This is a genomic window from Nocardioides sp. NPDC101246, assembly GCF_044767415.1.
In the GTDB taxonomy this organism is placed as follows: Bacteria; Actinomycetota; Actinomycetes; order Propionibacteriales; family Nocardioidaceae; genus Nocardioides.
In genome coordinates, this window is the sequence record NZ_JBIWNX010000002.1 from 224677 (window position 1) to 242673 (window position 17997).

The 17997-nt window shown below is 70.5% G+C and carries 19 protein-coding genes and 1 riboswitch; of the genes, 4 read left to right on the forward strand and 15 right to left on the reverse strand.

Features of this window, described 5'->3' with window-relative positions; translation table 11 throughout:
- Positions 1-8: 8 nt before the first annotated feature.
- Entirely contained in the window at positions 9-1304 is a 1296-nt protein-coding gene (locus ACIRON_RS04195; protein ID WP_402989353.1) for a DUF222 domain-containing protein, read from the reverse strand.
- A gap of 446 nt (positions 1305-1750) precedes the next feature.
- Here ACIRON_RS04195 and ACIRON_RS04200 point away from each other — a divergent pair, with 446 nt between their 5' ends.
- Positions 1751-2221 (forward strand): GNAT family N-acetyltransferase, encoded by a 471-nt coding sequence (locus ACIRON_RS04200; protein WP_402989355.1) that lies wholly within the window; start codon positions 1751-1753, stop codon positions 2219-2221.
- A gap of 1 nt (position 2222) precedes the next feature.
- Here the strand turns inward: ACIRON_RS04200 and ACIRON_RS04205 are convergent, their stop codons facing one another.
- From ACIRON_RS04205 to ACIRON_RS04225, 5 genes are all read right to left on the reverse strand, one after another.
- Positions 2223-3041, reverse strand: a complete 819-nt coding sequence (locus tag ACIRON_RS04205; RefSeq protein WP_402989358.1) for an NADPH-dependent oxidoreductase — start codon at positions 3039-3041, stop codon at positions 2223-2225.
- 61 nt (positions 3042-3102) lie between these two features.
- The gene (locus tag ACIRON_RS04210) at positions 3103-3978 is read right to left on the reverse strand and encodes a hypothetical protein (RefSeq protein ID WP_402989361.1); all 876 of its coding nucleotides are present in this window, start codon (positions 3976-3978) and stop codon (positions 3103-3105) included.
- The gene (locus ACIRON_RS04215; RefSeq protein ID WP_402989364.1) at positions 3975-4817 is read right to left on the reverse strand and encodes an arylamine N-acetyltransferase; all 843 of its coding nucleotides are present in this window, start codon (positions 4815-4817) and stop codon (positions 3975-3977) included. The genes ACIRON_RS04210 and ACIRON_RS04215 overlap by 4 nt, the downstream gene beginning before the upstream one ends.
- Positions 4814-5257 (reverse strand): flavin reductase family protein, encoded by a 444-nt coding sequence (locus tag ACIRON_RS04220; protein ID WP_256328710.1) that lies wholly within the window; start codon positions 5255-5257, stop codon positions 4814-4816. Before ACIRON_RS04220 ends, ACIRON_RS04215 begins: the two co-directional genes overlap by 4 nt.
- 50 nt (positions 5258-5307) lie before the next feature.
- Entirely contained in the window at positions 5308-6060 is a 753-nt protein-coding gene (locus ACIRON_RS04225; protein WP_091050004.1) for a 1-acyl-sn-glycerol-3-phosphate acyltransferase, read from the reverse strand.
- A gap of 98 nt (positions 6061-6158) precedes the next feature.
- Between ACIRON_RS04225 and ACIRON_RS04230 the strand changes: the two genes are divergently transcribed.
- Positions 6159-6647 carry a hypothetical protein gene (locus tag ACIRON_RS04230; RefSeq protein ID WP_091050002.1) on the forward strand — a complete coding sequence of 163 codons (489 nt, stop codon included), beginning with the start codon at positions 6159-6161 and terminating at the stop codon, positions 6645-6647.
- Here the strand turns inward: ACIRON_RS04230 and ACIRON_RS04235 are convergent.
- From ACIRON_RS04235 to ACIRON_RS04255, 5 genes are read right to left on the reverse strand one after another with little or no spacing between them, the layout of a single operon-like run.
- Entirely contained in the window at positions 6644-7606 is a 963-nt protein-coding gene (locus ACIRON_RS04235; protein WP_402989369.1) for an ROK family protein, read from the reverse strand. The two genes, ACIRON_RS04230 and ACIRON_RS04235, sit on opposite strands and share 4 nt — an antisense overlap.
- A gap of 10 nt (positions 7607-7616) precedes the next feature.
- Positions 7617-8567 carry an ROK family glucokinase gene (locus ACIRON_RS04240; protein WP_402989372.1) on the reverse strand — a complete coding sequence of 317 codons (951 nt, stop codon included), beginning with the start codon at positions 8565-8567 and terminating at the stop codon, positions 7617-7619.
- 3 nt (positions 8568-8570) lie between these two features.
- A complete protein-coding gene (locus tag ACIRON_RS04245) occupies positions 8571-8993 on the reverse strand; it encodes a hypothetical protein (protein WP_402989375.1) in 423 nt (140 codons plus the stop codon).
- Entirely contained in the window at positions 8990-10207 is a 1218-nt protein-coding gene (locus ACIRON_RS04250) for an ArsA family ATPase (protein WP_402989378.1), read from the reverse strand. The genes ACIRON_RS04245 and ACIRON_RS04250 overlap by 4 nt, the downstream gene beginning before the upstream one ends.
- Entirely contained in the window at positions 10204-10635 is a 432-nt protein-coding gene (locus tag ACIRON_RS04255) for an SRPBCC family protein (protein WP_091049990.1), read from the reverse strand. Before ACIRON_RS04255 ends, ACIRON_RS04250 begins: the two co-directional genes overlap by 4 nt.
- 132 nt (positions 10636-10767) lie before the next feature.
- Here ACIRON_RS04255 and ACIRON_RS04260 point away from each other — a divergent pair, with 132 nt between their 5' ends.
- A complete protein-coding gene (locus ACIRON_RS04260) occupies positions 10768-12561 on the forward strand; it encodes an AMP-dependent synthetase/ligase (RefSeq protein WP_402989382.1) in 1794 nt (597 codons plus the stop codon).
- A gap of 90 nt (positions 12562-12651) precedes the next feature.
- Here the strand turns inward: ACIRON_RS04260 and ACIRON_RS04265 are convergent, their stop codons facing one another.
- The 4 genes from ACIRON_RS04265 to ACIRON_RS04280 all read right to left on the reverse strand — a co-directional run bounded on the left by ACIRON_RS04265 (position 12652) and on the right by ACIRON_RS04280 (position 16586).
- A complete protein-coding gene (locus ACIRON_RS04265; RefSeq protein ID WP_402989385.1) occupies positions 12652-13887 on the reverse strand; it encodes a M48 family metallopeptidase in 1236 nt (411 codons plus the stop codon).
- Positions 13884-15086 carry a hypothetical protein gene (locus ACIRON_RS04270; RefSeq protein ID WP_402989388.1) on the reverse strand — a complete coding sequence of 401 codons (1203 nt, stop codon included), beginning with the start codon at positions 15084-15086 and terminating at the stop codon, positions 13884-13886. Before ACIRON_RS04270 ends, ACIRON_RS04265 begins: the two co-directional genes overlap by 4 nt.
- A gap of 38 nt (positions 15087-15124) precedes the next feature.
- Positions 15125-16111 carry an NlpC/P60 family protein gene (locus ACIRON_RS04275; RefSeq protein ID WP_402989391.1) on the reverse strand — a complete coding sequence of 329 codons (987 nt, stop codon included), beginning with the start codon at positions 16109-16111 and terminating at the stop codon, positions 15125-15127.
- A 17-nt stretch (positions 16112-16128) separates the two neighbouring features.
- Positions 16129-16307: riboswitch (cyclic di-AMP (ydaO/yuaA leader) on the reverse strand.
- Positions 16308-16403: 96 nt separating this feature from the next.
- Positions 16404-16586, reverse strand: a complete 183-nt coding sequence (locus tag ACIRON_RS04280; RefSeq protein ID WP_091049976.1) for a hypothetical protein — start codon at positions 16584-16586, stop codon at positions 16404-16406.
- A 122-nt stretch (positions 16587-16708) separates the two neighbouring features.
- Here ACIRON_RS04280 and ACIRON_RS04285 point away from each other — a divergent pair, with 122 nt between their 5' ends.
- The gene (locus tag ACIRON_RS04285) at positions 16709-17974 is read left to right on the forward strand and encodes an NYN domain-containing protein (RefSeq protein ID WP_402989394.1); all 1266 of its coding nucleotides are present in this window, start codon (positions 16709-16711) and stop codon (positions 17972-17974) included.
- Positions 17975-17997 lie beyond the last annotated feature (23 nt).

The window sequence follows — 17997 nt, forward strand, 5'->3', positions numbered from 1 at the left end:
GCGCTCGCTCAGGCCGCGTCCATGTAGTCGAGCAGCACATCGCGCAGCCCGAACTCGGCTCGTGACCAGGTCGGTGGGGATTGTGCCCAGGTGTCGGGTGGTGGGCTCGTGTAGGTGTGGCCCGTGGGTGTGATGGTGGTGATGCTGCCGTCGGGTCCTGGTCGGGCTTGCCAGCCGATGGCTTCCTTGGCCTGGTTGCACCTTTCGCACAACCCCTGGAGATTCTGAGCGCTGGTTTCGCCGCCGTCGGCATGCCGTTCGACGTGGTCGATGTTGCGGATCGGGGCATCACAGCCGTTGGTGCGACAAACCCCGCCGTCGCGGGTGGTGATGAACTCGGCCAGCCCGTCGGGTGCCCTGCGCGAGCGGGACTCCATCGCGACCAGTTGCCCGGCCGGGTCGGTGAACAGCCGCCGGACGAAGACCTCCGCATCGGTGAGTGCGTCGCGGGCCCAGGCTGCGGGGACGGGTCCGTAGCCCTCGACCATCGCGGGCTGGTCGGCGTCGTTGGTGAGGGAGTCGGCGGTCATCACGATCTTGACCTCGATCCGGGGCTTGGCACCAGCGGTGCTGCGGCCGGTGACCCGGTCGACCAGGGTGTCGGCCATGACCTGACCCCGCGTCCGCTCATCACCCGCCGCATGGGCAGCCTTCGCTGCCTGATCGAGGGCGGCGAAGACGGCGACGCCGTCCTTGACCGGCAACAGCGCACCGAGCCAGGTCATGGTGTCGGGTGCGGGCCGCAGACTGACCCGACGGTCCTTGACGGCGTTCGCGGCCCGGGCCACGACGGAGGCCTGGTCGAGGGTGATGGCGAGCTTCTTGGCGGCGTTCTCGAGCTGCCGCAGCCCCATCACCACCACCTGCGGCGCCTCACCGTCGGGCCCGAGGGCGCAGAGCCGATGGTCGATGACCCGACGGTCCTCGACCGACAGGCACGCGGTCTCACGCGCCAGGATGGTGGCCTGCCATTGCGAGAACAACCCCGCCTTCATGAGCGCGAAGGTGTGCGGCATCTCGGCGATCAGGATCTTCGCCAGGCCGAGCAGCTTGGCGCCCTTCTCGGGTGAGACCCGTCGCGCCAACGCGACCTGGGAGGCGACCCCTTCGCCGAGCTTCCGGGCGGGAACTCCCGCCTCGGCCTGGCGCGCCCGGACGGCTTCCTCGAGACGTACCGCCGCCTGTACCTGCACAGCCTCAGCGGTGCACTTCACCGCTTCGAGACGACTGATCCAGTCGACCAACTCACCCTCGGACGCACCCGGAGGTGGCCCGTCGAGGAGGTGGTCGATGGCCTCGTACATGGGCGTTATTATATGCGATCGTCCAGTATCGCGCGACTTATTTGTGCTGGTCAGATGACAGTTACGCAGTCCGCGAACAAGTCACGTGAACTCCGCGCCACTCTCTCGCCGCCGCCCCGATAATGGCGAAATCTTTCTCGATCGGGTGTCGAGTCAAGGACCGCGAAGCGGCCGGCGAAGCCGGCGCCCGCAGGGCGTCCTTGACGCGGCGCCCGATCGAGAAACACTCAAAGACCGGGTCGGCGGCGAACCCTGAAACGAAGAACAGTCGCTAAGCGAGCCTTCCCTGGCAAGCGAACCGTGTTGGTCTCGACACGCCTCCGCCTAGCGGCTCCGGCGGCTCGACCAGCGAGGAGACGGCCCGACCACCGAGATGGCAGGCTCACCCCGTGCCCTTCACCCACCGCGTAGCCACCGTAGAAGACATCCCAACCTTGACAGAGATCATGGACAAGTCGATCGCAGACCTCCAGAAGGGCTTCCTGACACAAGCCCAGATCACCTCGAGCAGAACAGTGATGGGCATCGACACCCAGCTGATCGAAGACAAGACCTATTTTGTGGTCGAAGAGGCCGACGAGATCGCCGGCTGCGGCGGCTGGAGCAGGCGCGCGACGCTCTACGGCGGCGACCACACCCCCGGGCGAGAACCGGCTCTCCTGAACCCGACGCACGACGCAGCCCGGGTGCGGGCGATGTACACCAACCCGGCGTTCGCCAGACGCGGCGTAGGCAGGCTGATCCTGGAGCTGTGCGAACGAGCAGCGGCAGCGGAGGGCTTCACGACCCTGGAACTGATGGGCACGCTGTCCGGCGAGCCGCTCTACCGGGCGTACGGCTTCGAACCGGTCGAGCGGATCACCGACGACCGCGGCGGCGCCCCGGTCCCACTGGTCCGGATGCGGAAGGTCATCTGAGTCAGCGGCCGGCGAACCCGAGCCGCTCGAGCTGCGCCCGGAGCCGGTGTCGGCCGGCCATGCTGGCGGGACCGACGAGCCGGGCGAGGACGCGCTCGGACCAGCCGCCGCCGAGACCGTAGGTGGCGTTGTAGCTGCCGAGACGGGCGTCGTACGCGGCGAGGTCGTCGGCGGCCGGGGGCGAGTAGGTCTCGTGGTGCAGCACCACGGACTGAGGCAGCCGGGGCTTGACCGCGGCCGGCTCCGCCGGGTCCGGCACCCCGACGGCGAGCCCGAAGACCACGAACGCGCCGGACGGCAGGCCGAGCTCGGCGGCGATCTCCTCGGGGTGGTTGCGGGCGCCGCCGACGCAGACGGTGCCGAGGCCGAGCGAGGAGGCGGCGACGATGGCGTTCTGAGCAGCGAGGGTGGCGTCGATGACGCCGAGCAGGGTCGACTCCAGGTAGTCGGTCGCCTCGACCCGCGTCCCGGCAGCGACCGCGAGCCCCCGCGCTCGGCTGAGGTCGGCGATCCAGAGCAGGAAGAGCGGCGCGGCCGCGATGAAGGCCTGGTCACCGGCCAGCTCGGCCAGCCGCGCCTTGCGGGCCGGCTCGCGTACGGCGACCACGCTCCAGGTCTGCAGGTTGGACGAGGTCGGCGCCGAGGAGGCAGCCGCCACGATCGCAGTGAGCTGCTCGTCGGCGACCGGATCAGCCAGGAAGGATCGCACCGAGCGGTGCCGGAGCTGGTGCTCGATCACCGCACTGGTCGTGGCCAGAGTGGTGAGCGCGGGATCGCGGTAGCGATCGGCGAGGGCGGAGTCGGCGGCAGTCTCGGTCACCCCACCAGAATAGTCGACCAAAACGCTCGACATTCACCCCGTCCACGAAGAGCCAAGCGGCCTATCCGCCGAGGCGCTCCACCTCGGCGGCCGCGGAGTCCCTGGCAGCAGCCGCCTCCGAGACCGCGGTCTCAGCCGCTTCGCGGGCGTCCTCCGCCTCGGTGAGCTCGTCGTCGACATCGGCGGCACTCGACTCCAGGTCCGCCAGCCGGCGGCGGAGCTCCTCGATCTCCGACTTCACCTGGAGCGATCTCGCCTCGACATCCTTGAAGGCCGACCTGGCCTTCTCACGCTTCTCCTCCGCACCGGAGAGCGCGGACTCGGCCTCCGTGAGCGCCTCCCGGGCATCGTCGAGCGCCGCCGTGTCGGGCAGGTCCGGGACCGCCCGCAGCGGCTCCGGGGGCGGCGGGACGACCTCGGGGACCTCGAAGCCCAGGGCCTCGGCCAGGGCGACCGAACCAGCCGCGTCCACGGCGTCGACCCCGGTGGCGGCCAACGCGGAGACCAGCAGCCCGCTGCGTACGGCCTGGGCGGCGGACTCGTCGATCATGGCCGCGGTCAGCGTGGCCTCGGCCTGGGTCGCCACCGCCTCCGTCACCCGGAGACCGTGCTCGCGCGCGAGGCCGCGCGCCCGGGTCGTCACCGCCGCGGTCAACTGGCGCCGCTGCTTGGTGAGCTCCCGCAGCTGAGCCGCGTCCATGCCCGTCTGCGCCTCGCGCAGCAGGGCGCCGACCGAGATCACCTGCTCGACCTGCTCGGTCTCGTAGCGCACGAGCAGGTTCACCACCCACGCCGCGGTCGAGGGCTTCTTCAGCGCCTTGACCGGACCCGCCAGGGGCGTCCCCTTCAGGCTCTTGACCCGCGCGTCGCGCTCCGGAGTGAAGTCGGCCAGCGGCAGCCCGTAGAGCTCGGCGGCGATGTCGAGGAGCTCGCTCATCGGGTCAGCAACCACTCGTCGTAGTCGGCAGCCTGTCGCTTGTGGAGCTCGCGCAGCGCGTCCTCCTCGATCCCGGCGAACGAGAGCCCGAGGCCCTCCAGGGCTGCCAACCACTCCGCGAAGTCGCGCAGCTCGCGGGTGGTCGCGCCCTCGCCGATCCGGGTGTGGCGGATCGATCGGACCGTGTCGGCCCCGGTCGCGTCGCGCCGCTGCACCACGAGCTTGCTGGTGTAGGGACCTGGCGGGGTCGAGAGCACTGGATGCCTCGCCGCGACCTCGTCCAGCTCGACCACACCGCGGATCAGGTTGCCGTGGAACGAGCCTGCCGGATCGTGGTGGAACGTCCAGCCGTCCTCGCCCACCCGCACCAGCCGGTAGATGAAGCCGTTCTGCCGGAAGTGTCCGTCGACCAGCGGCAACGGGTCCCGGAAGGCGTCGCCGAAACCCAGGTCTGGCCACCAGCGACCGCCCGGGTTCTCCGCCGTCGGCAGCCCTCGGACCTCGAAGGCGAGATGGTCGAGCTCACCGCTCGGACCGGTCGTCTCGATCAGCTGGCCGGGACGGCGTACGACATCGAAGCCCAGCTCCTCCGCAACAAGCGCGACCAGGCCGTTGTGGTGGAAGCAGTAGCCCGCGTTGCCGCCGGCGGCGACCCGGTCGAGCGTCTCCACCGGGTCCACCGGGTCAGGCGTGCTCACCGCGCCGATGGCCGCGAGCATGATCGAGAGATTGTCGTAGGGAAGCGTGTCGAGATGGCGATGATGGAGCTCGACCAGCGTCTCGTACGTCGCCTCCGGCCGCTGCTCGAAGCCGAGCCGCCGCAGATAGCCCTCGATCATCGCTCATACCTCCCGTGCCGGTGGACCAGCGGGTCGGTGTCGTCACCGACCTCCAGCGCCACGATCTCGCACGTCGCCAGCGCCGACCAGCCGATTTCGGTCATCGACACCAGGCGTACGCCGGCCCAGGTCGGCGCATCGGCGAGCCGAGCGCCGAACTCGGTCGTCTCCCACTCCCCGGAGCGGAACGCGCCGCCGGGAGCGGGGGCGGTGCCCCCGAACGCCTCGGCGAGGTCGCGGTGGCGCCAGTGGAGCAGCGACACGACCCCCACGCCGGTCTCCTCGAGCTCGTCGCGCAGGTCCGAGTCGGGATCGAGCAGGCCGAGGACGGCTCCGGGTGAGCCGTTGGCCACCATCAGCGAGGAGACCGTGAGCCCGGCCCCGGAACCGGCAGAGCCGGAGGTCCACAGCGACACCCGCCCACCCAGACGACCACGCAACCGGCGTACCGGATCCTCCGGCGTCGGGAACGGGTGGGACGAGTGGATCGTCAGGCGACGTCCTTGGTAGGTCCAGCCTTGGTGGGACCGGAGGACTTCTTCGCGGGCTTCTTGCCGTCGGCCAGCTTCTTGGCCTCGGTGGCGTACATGTCGACGTACTCCTGGCCGGAGAGCTTCAGGATCTCGTAGACGATCTCGTCGGTGATCGCGCGCAGGATGTAGCGGTCGTTGGTCATGCCCTCGTAGCGCGAGAAGTCCAGCGGCTTGCCGTAGATGATCCGCGGCTTGACGATCTTGCCGAGCTTCTTGCCCGGGGGCGCGATCACGTCGGTGCCGATCACGGCGACCGGGATCACCGGCGCACCGGTGTCCAGAGCCAGCCTGGCGATGCCGGTCCGTCCCCGGTAGAGCTTGCCGTCGTGGGAGCGGGTGCCCTCGGGGTAGATCCCGAAGAGCTCGCCCTCCCCCAGGACCCGCTTGGCGGCGATCAGGGCGCCCTCGGCGGCGGTGGCGCCGGAGCGGTCGATCGGGACGTTGCCGGTGCCGCTGAAGAACGCACGCTGCAGGAAGCCCTTCACACCCGTGCCCGTGAAGTACTCCGCCTTCGCCACGAACCGCACCATTCGCGGCGAGCCGAGCGGCATGAAGAGCCAGTCGGCGTAGGAGAGGTGGTTGCTGGCCAGGATGGCCGGCCCCTTGCGCGGGAGGTTCTCGACACCCTCCCAGGACGGGCGGAAAACGGTTCGCAGCAGCGGGCCGATCGCGACCCACTTCAAGAACGAGTAGAAGAGCTTCGTCGACACCCCATCGCCTTCCCTAATTGCCTTCGACCGGTCAGCCTATAACGAGACAGGTACTTCTACTCCCGCACCCTGTCATGAGATCCGGCTAGGCTGGAGGAGTGAGCGACCGAGACGACCTGCCTGAGGACACGACCGGGGCCTCCGACGACGCCTCCGTGCCCTCGGAGGACCACTCGTCGGACGACGAGGCATGGCGCGAGATCGTCGAGAACTACGGCGAACGCCCCGCTCTCGAGGAGGAGCCCGTCGCCCGCGATCTCTTCGAGAAGAAGATCGACATCGTCGAGACGGTCGACGAGCCGGACTCCTATGACGACATGTGGCGCGACGACGAGGAGGGCTACGTCCCACCGCCCCCGCCGCCGCTGCCGAGGCCGACCCCGGCGCGCCTGCTCGCGTGGATCGGTGTGCTCGGTGCGCCGGTCGCCGTGCTGGTCCTGATCGTGGTCACCCAGATCACCGACCGGAACTTCAGCAGCTGGGTCATCGGTGGCCTGGTCGCCGCCTTCCTGGCCGGCTTCGTCTACCTGCTGGTGACCATGCCGTCCGAGCCCCGCGACCCCTGGGACGACGGAGCTCGCGTCTAGCTCTCGCCGGTCGCGCGGCGGGCCAGGATGCTCGCGCCCACGACCCCGGCCTCGGCACCGAAGGCGGTCGCCACGATCGGCGGCACCTCGCGATGGAGGCGGCCGACGAGCGAGGCCTCCAGAGCGGTGCGCGCAGGCGCCAGCAGCAGGTCGCCCGCGGTCGAGACCCCACCACCGACGACCAACAGCTCGGGGTCGAAGGCGGCCACCAGACCGGCCATCCCGACGCCCAGCCACGACCCCACCGACTCGTACGCAGCCAGTGCGAGCGCATCACCGCGGGCCGCGGCGGCGGTGACCGCCGGGCCGGTGATCTTGAGCGGGTCGCCCGCGGCGAGCTCGTCGAGCGCGCAGCCGGCGTACTCCTCGGTCTCCACGCGGGCACGCACGAAGGCGACCAGCGCGTTGCCGGAGGAGTACTGCTCCCAGCAGCCGGTGAGACCGCACTCGCACGGGAGACCCCCGGGTACGACCTGCATGTGGCCGAACTCGCCGGCCATGCCGTTGCGACCCCGGACGACCCGGCCGTCCAGGACCACGGCGCCGCCGATGCCGGTGCCGAGGGTGATGAGCAGGGCGGAGTCGACGCCGCGGGCCGCGCCGAGCTCGACCTCGGCCAGCGCGGCGCAGTTGGCGTCGTTGTCGAGCGCCACCTGGGTGCCCCATCGCGAGGAGAGCCGGGTCAGAGTCGGCTCGCCGCGCCAGGGCAGGTGGGGGGCGAACATGACCCGCTCCCCGGCCGCATCGACGAACCCGGCGGCGGCCAGGCCGACGCCGGCGACGGGCCGGCCGGCGGCCACCTCGGTGACCGCCTCGGTCAGCGCGTCCTCCACCAGCTCGAGCTCGACCCGGCGACCGGGCGTGCTCCGCTGAGCGGTGCGGAGCACCTCACCGGCCGGCGAGACCTCCGCCGCGAGCACCTTGGTGCCGCCGATGTCGACCCCGATGTGCAGGCTCACTCGAGGTCGCTCACTTGCGGGCCAGGTCAGCCGCGCCGATCAGGCCGGCCTCGTTGCCGAGCGTCGCCTTGCGGACGTCGAGCATCGGCCGGTGTCCGCGGCCGGTCAGCTGAGCCTGGAAGGCACGCCGGGCGGGCCCGAGCAGCAGGTCGTCGGCCTCGGCCACTCCCCCGCCGATGGCCACGACGGCCGGGTCCAGCACGGCCGCGATCGAGGCGATCCCCTCACCGAGCCAGATGCCGAGGTCGGTCAGCGCCTCGATCGCGAAGGCGTCCCCGTCGCGGGCCGCCTCGGTGATCAGGGGGCCCTTGATCTTCTCGAGGTCACCCTCGGCCCGGTCCAGGACGTCACGGGCCAGCAGGGAGCCACCACGCGCGGCGGAGCGGACGTTGCGCACCAGGGCCGACCCCGAGGCGTACTGCTCCCAGCAGCCGCGGTTGCCGCAGCCGCACAGGTGGCCGTTGGGCACGACCCGCATGTGGCCGATCTCGGCGCCGACGCCGAAGGCGCCGCGGTAGAGCTCGCCCTCGAGCACCAGGCCACCGCCGACACCGGTGCCGACGGTCACCAGCATCATGTTGTCGACCTCGGCACCTGCGCCGTACTCGAACTCGCCCCACGCGGCCGCGTTGGCGTCGTTCTCGATCACGACCGGCAGCTCGAGGACCTTCTCCAGGCGCTCCTTGAGCGGTACGTCACGCCAGGCGATGTTGGGCGCGAACATGACCGTCGAGCGGCCCTTGTCGATGTAGCCCGCGGCGCCGATGCCGACGCACTCGATCGGGTGGCGGGCCTTGAGCTCCTGGACCACCTCGATGATCGCGGCCTCGATGGCCTCCGGGCTCTTCGCCGGCGACTCGACGCGGTGGTCCTCGATGATGTTGCCGTCGTGGTCGACGACGCCGCCGAGGATCTTGGTGCCACCGACGTCGACACCACAGGCGAGCTTCTTCGTCGTCATGCCTCAGCTCCAGCCGTCGAGATCGATCCGGTCGACCCGCGTAGAGCGCTGCGCCCAATCCCGGGTCTCATCTTCATCAGCCCGCACGCCATCACTGTGAGCATCCTCGCCTTCACTAGGGCCAGCACCCGGACCCGTGGCCGCTGCGTTGAGCACCGTGACCGCGGCCTGCATCAACGATGCGGCAGCGCTGGCCAGGTGCACCTTGACCTCCGGACTCGACTCCCGGAGGACATGTACGGTACGGCACAGCGGGCAGTAGGCACACTCCGGTGCCCCGGTATCGAGATGCTCCCCGACCGCCTCGGTGAAGTGGCCGAACCGGGAGTCCTTGGCCCACTCGCCGATGGCCTCCATCAGCCGGCCGAGCTCCTCGGCGGTCGAGCCCAACGGCTCGTCCGCCCACTCGTGGCGCTGCTCGCTCACGACTTCTCGCTCTCGGTGTTCGTCGTCGGACGAGAAAACGTTACCCGCAGCTCCCCGCCCTCGACCCGCGCCCCGCTGACGCGCATCCGGGCGAGTGCGGCGGGAAGGGTCAGCAGGCGCCGGTAGGCCCCCACGGTGATCGCCAGCTCGTCGCCGTTGCGGCCCAGCTGCACCTGGTCGCGCTCGACCCACTGGGCCAGCCCGGGCAGGGCCAGATGGACCACGGTCGCCTCGCCGTCGCTCGAGGTGCGGAACGGCGCCGGGGTGTCGGGGACGGCCAGCGGATCGATGCTGCCGGACCAGGCGTACGCGGCCTCGGCGACCTCGCGCAGGTCCTCGACCCCCACCGGCTCGGTCGGTCGGTAGAACGAGCGCCAGACGGGCAGACCCTCGAAGGAGGCGCCGACGTCGCCGAGCACGTCGTCCTGGGCCTTCACCCAGCCGGCGCGCCAGTCGTCGGAGCCGCCGGCCGGGAAGATCCGGTTGGCGACGACACCGTCGACGCGGTAGCCGTAGAGGGAGAGCGTCGTCCAGGACCGTCGTGCCTCGGCGAGCACGACCCGCTCGGGAGTCAGCACGATGCGTACGGACGCCTCGGGGCCGGACAGCAGGGCACGGACCTCCGCGAGCTCGTCGTGAAGCCGGACCAGGGCGTCGAAGACGGAGTCGCCGGGCATCGGCACCCCGGCGGCCTTGGTCAGGACCGGCTTGAGCGCCTTCACCATCTTGCGCTGCACCGGGAGGATGCGCTCCAGATACCAGCCCAGTGCCTCGGGAAGGGCGAGCAGCCGCAGCGTCTCGGCGGTCGGGGCGCAGTCGACCACGATCGTGTCCCACTCCCCCGAGACCGCCATCCGGCGGAGCTCCAGGAGCGCGAAGACCTCCTCGGCACCGGGGATGATGGTCAGCTCCTCGGCCGCGATCCGGTCCACCCCGATCGTGTCCAGGACGCTCAGCAGATAGCCCTGCACCTCCGCCCACGACTCCTCGAAGCGGCGCTGGGCGTCGACGTGCTGGACGTAGAGGTGCTCGGTGACCGCGACCGGTTCCGAGCCGAGGGCGTGCCCCACGCCGAAGGCGTCACCCAGGGAGTGGGCGGCATCGGTCGAGAGGACCAGCGTGCGCAGCCCCCGGGCCGCGGACATCGCCGCGGTGCCGGCCGAGACGGTCGACTTGCCGACGCCGCCCTTGCCGGTGAAGAGGAGGATCCTCAAGCTTCGACCCTCTGCTTCAGGCCTCGCAGCGCGGTGTCGATCAGGACCTTCTCGCCCTTGCGCTTGAGCATGCCGATCAGCGGGATGCTCAGGTCGAGCGCGAGCCGGTAGGTGACCTCGGTGCGACCACCGAGGTCGCGCAGCACGTAGGCACCGTCCATCGAGCGCAGCAGGTTGCCCTTGACCAGCGACCAGGTCACCTGACGGTCCCCGTCCCAGTCGTAGGCCAGGGTGTACTCGTCCTTGATCGGCGCGACGTCGAGCACGAAACGGACCTGCTCGGCCCGCCCGTCGACGCCGGTCTCGAGGACGCTGACCTCCTGCATGCCCTTCGCCCATGCCGGATAGGACTTGAAGTCCGCGATCACCGCCATCACTGCCGAGGGCGCGGCCTCGATCACGATCGTCGAGGTGGTCTGATCGGCCATCGGTGGTGTCCTCACTCCCTGACTTGCTAGGTGCCATGGAGCGTACCGGATAGCATCCCGGTGAAATGGACGGGCTGTGACCGGGGTAACCTCCGGTTCGTACCCACCTACCATCAGTATGCGGAGGCCCCTGTGCGTGAGTTCTCCACGCCCGCGACGTACGTTGTTCCCCCCACCGGCAGCCTGAGCGACGACGTCGTACGCAACGCCGCCGAGGCACCCGATGTCGCCGTTCTCAGCCGACCGGGCGCCGACGGCACCTGGGTCGACGTGACGTCGTCCGAGTTCCTCGCCGAGGTCTCGGCGGTCGCCAAGGGACTGATCGCGGCGGGTGTGGGCGCCGGGGACCGGGTCGCACTGCTCTCGAAGACGCGCTACGAGTGGACGCTGATCGACTACGCGATCTGGTTCGCCGGCGCGACGACGGTGCCGATCTACGAGACTTCCTCGGCCGAGCAGATCGAGTGGATCCTCCAGGACTCCGCGACCGTCGCGGTCATCGCCGAGGACGCCGGCCACATCAGCCGGATCAGCGAGGTCCGCGCGGGCTGCACCGCGCTCAACAACGTCTGGTCGATCAACGACAACGCCGTCGACCTGCTGGTCAAGCTCGGCACCGACATCACCGACGAGCAGCTCGAGGCCCGCCGCAGCGCGGTCACCCCCGAGGACACCGCGACGCTGATCTACACCTCAGGCACCACCGGCCGCCCCAAGGGCTGCGTGCTCACCCATGGCAACTTCATGTTCGAGCTCGGTGTCGTCGTCGACTCGCTCGACGCCCTGTTCAGCATCCAGGGCCGCTCGACCCTGCTGTTCCTGCCCCTGGCGCACGTCTTCGCGCGGATCATCCAGATCGGCTGCATCAAGTCCCGCACCCGGCTGGGTCACACCCCCGACATCAAGAACCTCGTCGCCGACCTCGGCACCTTCCAGCCGACCTTCGTGCTGGCCGTGCCGCGGGTCTTCGAGAAGGTCTACAACACCGCCTCCCAGAAGGCCGTCGCCGACGGCAAGGGCCGCATCTTCGACATGGCCACCGAGGTCGCCATCGAATACTCCCGGGCAACCGAGACCGGCAAGGCGCCGTTCCTGCTCGCCGCCAAGCACAAGCTGTTCTCCAAGCTCGTCTACGGCAAGCTCCTCGCCGCGCTCGGCGGCAACTGCTCCTACGCGGTCTCCGGCGGCGCCCCGCTCGGCGAGCGTCTGGGCCACTTCTACCGCGGCATCGGCGTCACCGTCCTGGAGGGCTACGGCCTCACCGAGACCACGGCCGCACTCACCGTCAACCTGCCCGAGGCGTTCAAGATCGGCACCGTCGGTCGGCCGCTTCCCGGCACCTCGGTGCGCGTCGCCGACGACGGCGAGCTGCTCTTCAAGGGTGGCCAGGTGCTGAAGGAGTACTGGCAGAACCCCGCCGCCACCACGGAGGCGAAGACCGAGGACGGCTGGTTCCACTCCGGCGACCTCGGCGAGGTCGACGACGAGGGCTTCGTCAAGATCACCGGCCGCAAGAAGGAGATCCTGGTCACCGCCGGCGGCAAGAACGTCGCCCCGGCCGTCCTCGAGGACCGCCTGCGCGCCCACGTGCTCGTCGACCAGTGCGTCGTCGTCGGCGACGGTCAGCCGTTCATCGGCGCGATCGTCACCATCGACCCCGAGGCCCTGCCCACCTGGGCCGAGGCCAACGGCAAGTCCGGCAACATCGAGGACCTCGTCGAGGACGACGACCTGCGCGCCGTGATCCAGGGCGCCGTCGACGACGCCAACAAGGCGGTCTCGAAGGCCGAGTCGATCCGCAAGTTCGTCATCATCCCCGAGTCCTGGACCGAGGAGGGTGGCCAGCTCACCCCCAGCCTCAAGCTCAAGCGCAACGTGGTCATGCGCGAGTTCAGCCACGAGGTAGACGCGCTGTACGCGAAGTAAAGCTGTTCCCGTGGCGCCGAGTCGGCGCATCTGACCCCGTGTCTGGCGAAGCGAAGCGAGCCAGAGGGGTCGGATGCGCCGACTCGGCCGTTATTGGCCAAGCACCCGATGAGCGATAGCGATCCGCTGCAACGTCGTCGGGTGAGAGCCGAACCACCACTGCGACCAGGCCTGCGGGGAGGGATCGGAGAGCGAGCGGGCACCGAGGTCGTGCTGCAGCCGGATGAAGGACTCGAGGTCGCCGGTGGCATGGAGCGCGTCGACGTCCGCGCGGGCCTCGACGTGCCGGCTGAGGCCGTTCTGGATCGGCATCGCCAGCACGCTCGCCAGCGCGAAGACCGCCATCAGCATCGGGACGGCTTCGGGGGTGGCGTACTGGTCCTGGCGCCGGTAGGACAGCAGCAGGCCCAGGAGTCCGACGCCGGCGACAGCGCCGGCGGCGCCGATGACCGTGCCGACCAGGACGTCGTCGTGCTTGGCATGGGCGAGCTCGTGGGCGACGACGGAGAGGACCGCCCCGCGAGCGGCGGCGCCCCGCTGCGAGTCGACGAGGTTGTCGTAGAGGACGACGCGGCGGGTGGAGCCGAAGCCGGTGACGTACGCATTGAGCGAGGTCGTACGTCGGGAGGCGTCGACCACCAAGACATCGTCGAGCTCGACGCCCTCACGCTCGGCGATGTCCATCACCTCGGTGCGGAACTGGCCGCGCGGCAGCGGCTCGAAGTCGTTGAACAGCGGCTCGATGACGACCGGGTAGACGAACGAGCCGACCACGACCAGGGCCGCGACCAGGGCGGCAGCGACAGCCGGCCACCAACGCCGGGCGAAGCGGATACACGCGAAGAGGGCGAGCAGCGCCAGCGAGGTCGTCACGATGCCGACGACCAGGTTCAGCAGCGAGTCGCCCAGCCACGGCCCCCACTCCTGCCGCGACAGCCCGTAGCGCATCTGCAGACGGTGGATCGCCACGCCGAACGGCAGCGTCGCGATCCAGCCGAGGAACGTCACCACGGCGACCGCGAGCACCACCCGCAGCAGCCACGGTCCACGCAGCCGCGCCACCAGACGCCGGCCCAGCGAGGTGAACCCGAGCACGCAGGCGACCACCAGCGAGACGAGGAGCGAGGCCCGGCTGATCCAGCGAGCGGCGCCGGAGTAGGCCAGCATCCGCTCCAGCTCGTCGGCCGTGAACACATCACGCTCGTCGGGCAGGTCGAGCGGACCGCCCGGGTAGGGGTGCCGCGGGATCAACGCCCAGGCGAGCACCACGAACGCGACCGCCCCGAGGACGAGAACCACCCAGGACACACGTCGTGTTGTGATCACTTCGCAGATTCTGACAGATGGGTCCGCCAGCGGGCGGTCAGCTCGTCCTCCCCGAAGCCGAAGCCGGCCTGCAGCGCCTTCTCCAGGCCGATGCCGCGCCCGGTCTCCTCGTAGAGATCGACCAGAGCCTGCTCACCACCCGCCTCGGCGAGCACCTCGCAGGCGAGCCAGGCGGCTTCGTACTCGGCGCCGAAGTGCTCCGAGCGGGTGTTGAACTCGGCCTTGCCCGGCAGGTGGTCGGGAGCGCCGTTCTCGCGGACCTGGGCGAGGATCTGGCCGGCGGTCTTGGACAACGGCAGCTTGGTGTCGCGGAGCGCGACGTAGTCGGCGAAGCCCTCGACCAGCCACATCGGCCGGCTGGTGTTGGTCGCGGCGTCGGTGGCCGCGTGGGTGGCCTCGTGGGTGATGACGATCTGGGCGCCCGGGGCGTCGAGATCGCCGATGACGCCCTGGTTGACCCACACGTGCAGCGGGGTACCGGCCTTCGTGGACCCGTCGACGGTCGCGGTCACCGCCGCGACGGCGGTGTAGGTGCCCGGCTGCGCGCCGAGCGCCGAGTCGAGGCCGTTCGCGGGCACCTCGAGGACCAGGCGCGGGTCCTTCCAGGCGATCACCTTGCGGACCCCGGCGACCGCGGTGGTGGCCAGCTCGGCGTAGCGGTCGGCGACCTCCGCGGAGGCCTGGGCCACCACGAGGGTGGAGCCGGTGCGGCGCACCTCGACCGGGCCGCTGAGCCATAACGGCAGCCGGGTGCCCTGGGCCGCCGAGAACCCGGTGATCGCGCCGTCGGCGTCGAAGCCGACCCGGAGCTCCTCGGTCAGCGTCGGGTCGCCGGGGGTGCGCCACGACATCTCGACGTCGGCCGTCCAGGAGCCGTCCGGGTCCACGCTGCCCGACTCCGCGAGGTAGCGCGCGGTGACATCCCCGATGCCGATGGCCCGGGCGTTGCGCACCGCCACCGCGGCGGCATCCTCGCCCTCGGGCTCCGCCCCGTCTCGTACGCCTTCGACCAGCTCGTCCAGCGAGGCCCGGGCTCCTTCGGTGTCGGCGCGCACGACCGGCGCGGTGGTCGGCGTCGGCGCGACGTACTCGCCCCCGCCGGTCAGCCGCCAGCCGACGAACCCGGCGAGCAGCATCACCAGCACGAGCCCGGTCCCGATCAGGGCCGGACGGGAAAGAAGAGAGCCGACCGTTCGCACCTGCGAACGATCGGCCTCTTCGGGGTCCTGGGTCAAACTCACCCCGGGCGGACGGCGCCCGTGTAGGGCATCTCGTCCATCGGGGAGACCTTCACACCGGTGCTCGGGTTGGACGCGTGCACGATCATGCCGTTGCCGATGTACATGCCGACGTGGCTGATCGGGCTGTAGTAGAAGACCAGGTCGCCGGGGGCGAGCTGGTCGCGCGGGACCGAGGGGCCGCTGCTGTACTGCGCCGAGGAGGAGTGCGGGAGCCCGACACCGGCCTGGCCCCAGGCACCCATGGTGAGGCCGGAGCAGTCCCAGGTCGAGGTGCCGGTGGCGCCGTAGACGTAGCCGTCGCCGACCTGGGCGAGCGCGTAGTCGACGGCGATCTTGGCACGACCCGACGGCGAGGGCAGGTTGCCCGGGATGCTGGTGTCGGTCGACTGGAACTCTTCGAGCTCGTCGGCCTCCAGCTCGTCGAGCTCGGCCTGAGCCGCCTCGTACTTCTTGTCGATCTCGCTCTTCTTCTGCTGCATGGTCGTCTTGACCTTGCTCACCTGGGCCTTGGCGTCCTCGGTGGCCTCGCGGCGCACCTGGAGGGCCTCCGCCTCGGTGTTGTACCGAGCCAGCAGGTCGGCCTGCAGAGCGTTGTAGGACGAGACGGTGGACAGACCGGCGAGGAACTCCTGCGGGTCGTCGGAGGTGATCACCTGGCCGACGGCAGAGACGTCTGAGCCCTCGAACTGCCGCAGCACGGAGTCACGGAGCTCGGCGCGGATCTTGTCGAGCTCCTTGCTCTGACGCTTCTCGTCGGAGCTGAGGTCCTCGAGCTGGTCCTTGAGGTCCTGAAGCCGCAGCTTGGCGTTGCTGTAGTCCTCGTTGGCCGCCTCGGCCTGGGTGTAGAGCTTGTCGACCTTCTTGCGAACGTCGTCGATGTCAGGGTCTGCCTGGGCGGGGGTCGCTGCGGGAATGATCCCGGCGACACCGATGGCGGCGATGCCGGCTGCTCCGGCAATGAGTCGCTTCCGGTCGCGTGTCACGAGCGGACGGTCTCCTTGTGTGTAGTCGTTGACGCCTACCGGGTGAGCTGACGGGTTCAGGCACGACCTGCCCTACCACCGCTCCTCGATCCGGTCTCCCGGATCGCTCTTGCGGCGGATACACCCCAGATGATCGGTGTGGTTCCCCGGCTCCTGGCCCGCCCCGAAGCGGGCCTGGACTAAGCGCGACACCCGCGTGGGCCGGTTGACCCACTCCCACGAGCGCCAAGTTCCTGCGCACACTAGCCGACGCCATCCCCCACCTGCCAACCACCCACGCCCAAAAGTTCGGCTACATCCCTTCCACCATGCGCAGCGGCGGGACCAGTCCACCCTCGGCCAGCACGTCGAGCGCCCGGCGCTCGTCGTCCTCGATGGTCAGCTCCGGAGGCGGCCCCAGAAGCACGGTGACCACGCAGTCGTGGCACGCCAGTCCCCGCACGAGGCAGGTGTCACAGTCGATTCTCGTCGTCATGTTGTGACGGTCTCACCGAGCACCGACATTTTTGCTTTCGTCCGGTTGCCTCCGGCGTGTCACCACCATCGCAGCGCGGTATTCAAGGCGGCGATCGCGGCCCGGGTCCCTACACTTGGAACATGGAGGTCTCCGCGTACGCGACGCTCCCCGACACGGTCCGGGGGCGCATCGTCGCGCTCACGGCCGGGGTGCTTCCCGACGTGGTGCGCCTGCCGCCCGCGCTCAAGCGGATCGCCGACTTCGCGCCGGCCCGGCGCGCCAAGGCGGGCGGCGCGATGATCGCCTCGGTGCTCGAGAGCGACGAGGAGGTCCGGGAGAAGGTCGGGAGCCAGCTGCGCCCGGCGTACGTCCCCGAGGGCTCCGCCGACGACGTCGTCCTCCCCGAGGACCCGGCCGAGGCGGCCGCGGTCGCCTGGCTCATCCGCCCCGACGGCTGGGAGGTCTCCCTCAAGGAGGCCCTGGACCGGCTCGACGCCGCCGCGGTGCCGGTGGTCGACGCCGAGGTGGCCCGCCTGCGCGGCAAGCTCAGCGCGGCCGAGGACGAGCTCCGCGAGGTGCGTGCCGACCGCAAGGCCCGCCTCGACGACCTCAAGGCCGACAACACCACCCTGCGACGCAAGCTCGGCGAGGCCCGGGCCGCGGCCCGCGAGGCCGGCACCGGGCTGGACGAGGCCCTCAGCGAGGCCCGCACGGCGCTCGCCCGCGCCGAGGACGAGCTCGCCGCACGCGATCGCCAGCTGCGGCAGCTCCGCAGCCAGATCGACAAGCTGGAGCGCGAGGCCGCCGCCGAGCGGCGTACGTCCAAGACGGACCGGGAGGACGCCTCGCTGCGCGCCCGGTTCCTGCTCGACACGCTGCTCGACGCGGCCGGAGGCCTGCGTCGCGAGCTGGCGCTGCCGCCGGTCACCGGCACCCCGGGCGAGCGGGTGGAGGCCGAGCTGGCCTCCGCGGACGCCGCTGCCGGTGCCGGGGTCACCAGCAGCGCCCACCTCGAGCAGTTCCTGGCGATGCCGCGGGTCCGGCTGATCGTCGACGGCTACAACGTCTCCAAGGCGCTGTGGCCCGACTCGGCGCTCGATGCCCAGCGGCTGCGGCTGCTGCGGGGGATCGCGCCGATCGCCGCCCGCACCGGCGCCGAGACGACCGTCGTCTTCGACGCCCACTCCGCATCCGTTCGTCCCACCGCGGTGCCTCCCCGCGGCGTCAAGGTCCTCTTCTCCCCCGAGGGCGTCATCGCCGACGACGTCATCCGCGACCTCGTCGACGCCGAGCCCGCCGGCCGCGTCATCCTGGTCGCCACCGACGACGCCGAGGTCGTCAAGGACGTACGCCGCGCCGGCGCCCGCACCGTGCCGCTCTCCTCGCTCTCGCCGCTGCTGGGTTGATCACGCAGGGTTCCTGCGCCGAA

Bases quoted from the DNA above. Each gene is read 5' to 3' on its own strand.
- ACIRON_RS04195 (WP_402989353.1), bottom strand. From the start codon at position 1,304: ATGTACGAGGCCATCGACCACCTCCTCGACGGGCCACCTCCGGGTGCG.
- ACIRON_RS04200 (WP_402989355.1), top strand. From the start codon at position 1,751: ATGGACAAGTCGATCGCAGACCTCCAGAAGGGCTTCCTGACACAAGCC.
- ACIRON_RS04210 (WP_402989361.1), bottom strand. From the start codon at position 3,978: ATGAGCGAGCTCCTCGACATCGCCGCCGAGCTCTACGGGCTGCCGCTG.
- ACIRON_RS04215 (WP_402989364.1), bottom strand. From the start codon at position 4,817: ATGATCGAGGGCTATCTGCGGCGGCTCGGCTTCGAGCAGCGGCCGGAG.
- ACIRON_RS04240 (WP_402989372.1), bottom strand. From the start codon at position 8,567: ATGACGACGAAGAAGCTCGCCTGTGGTGTCGACGTCGGTGGCACCAAG.
- ACIRON_RS04255 (WP_091049990.1), bottom strand. From the start codon at position 10,635: ATGGCCGATCAGACCACCTCGACGATCGTGATCGAGGCCGCGCCCTCG.
- ACIRON_RS04280 (WP_091049976.1), bottom strand. From the start codon at position 16,586: ATGACGACGAGAATCGACTGTGACACCTGCCTCGTGCGGGGACTGGCG.
- ACIRON_RS04285 (WP_402989394.1), top strand. From the start codon at position 16,709: ATGGAGGTCTCCGCGTACGCGACGCTCCCCGACACGGTCCGGGGGCGC.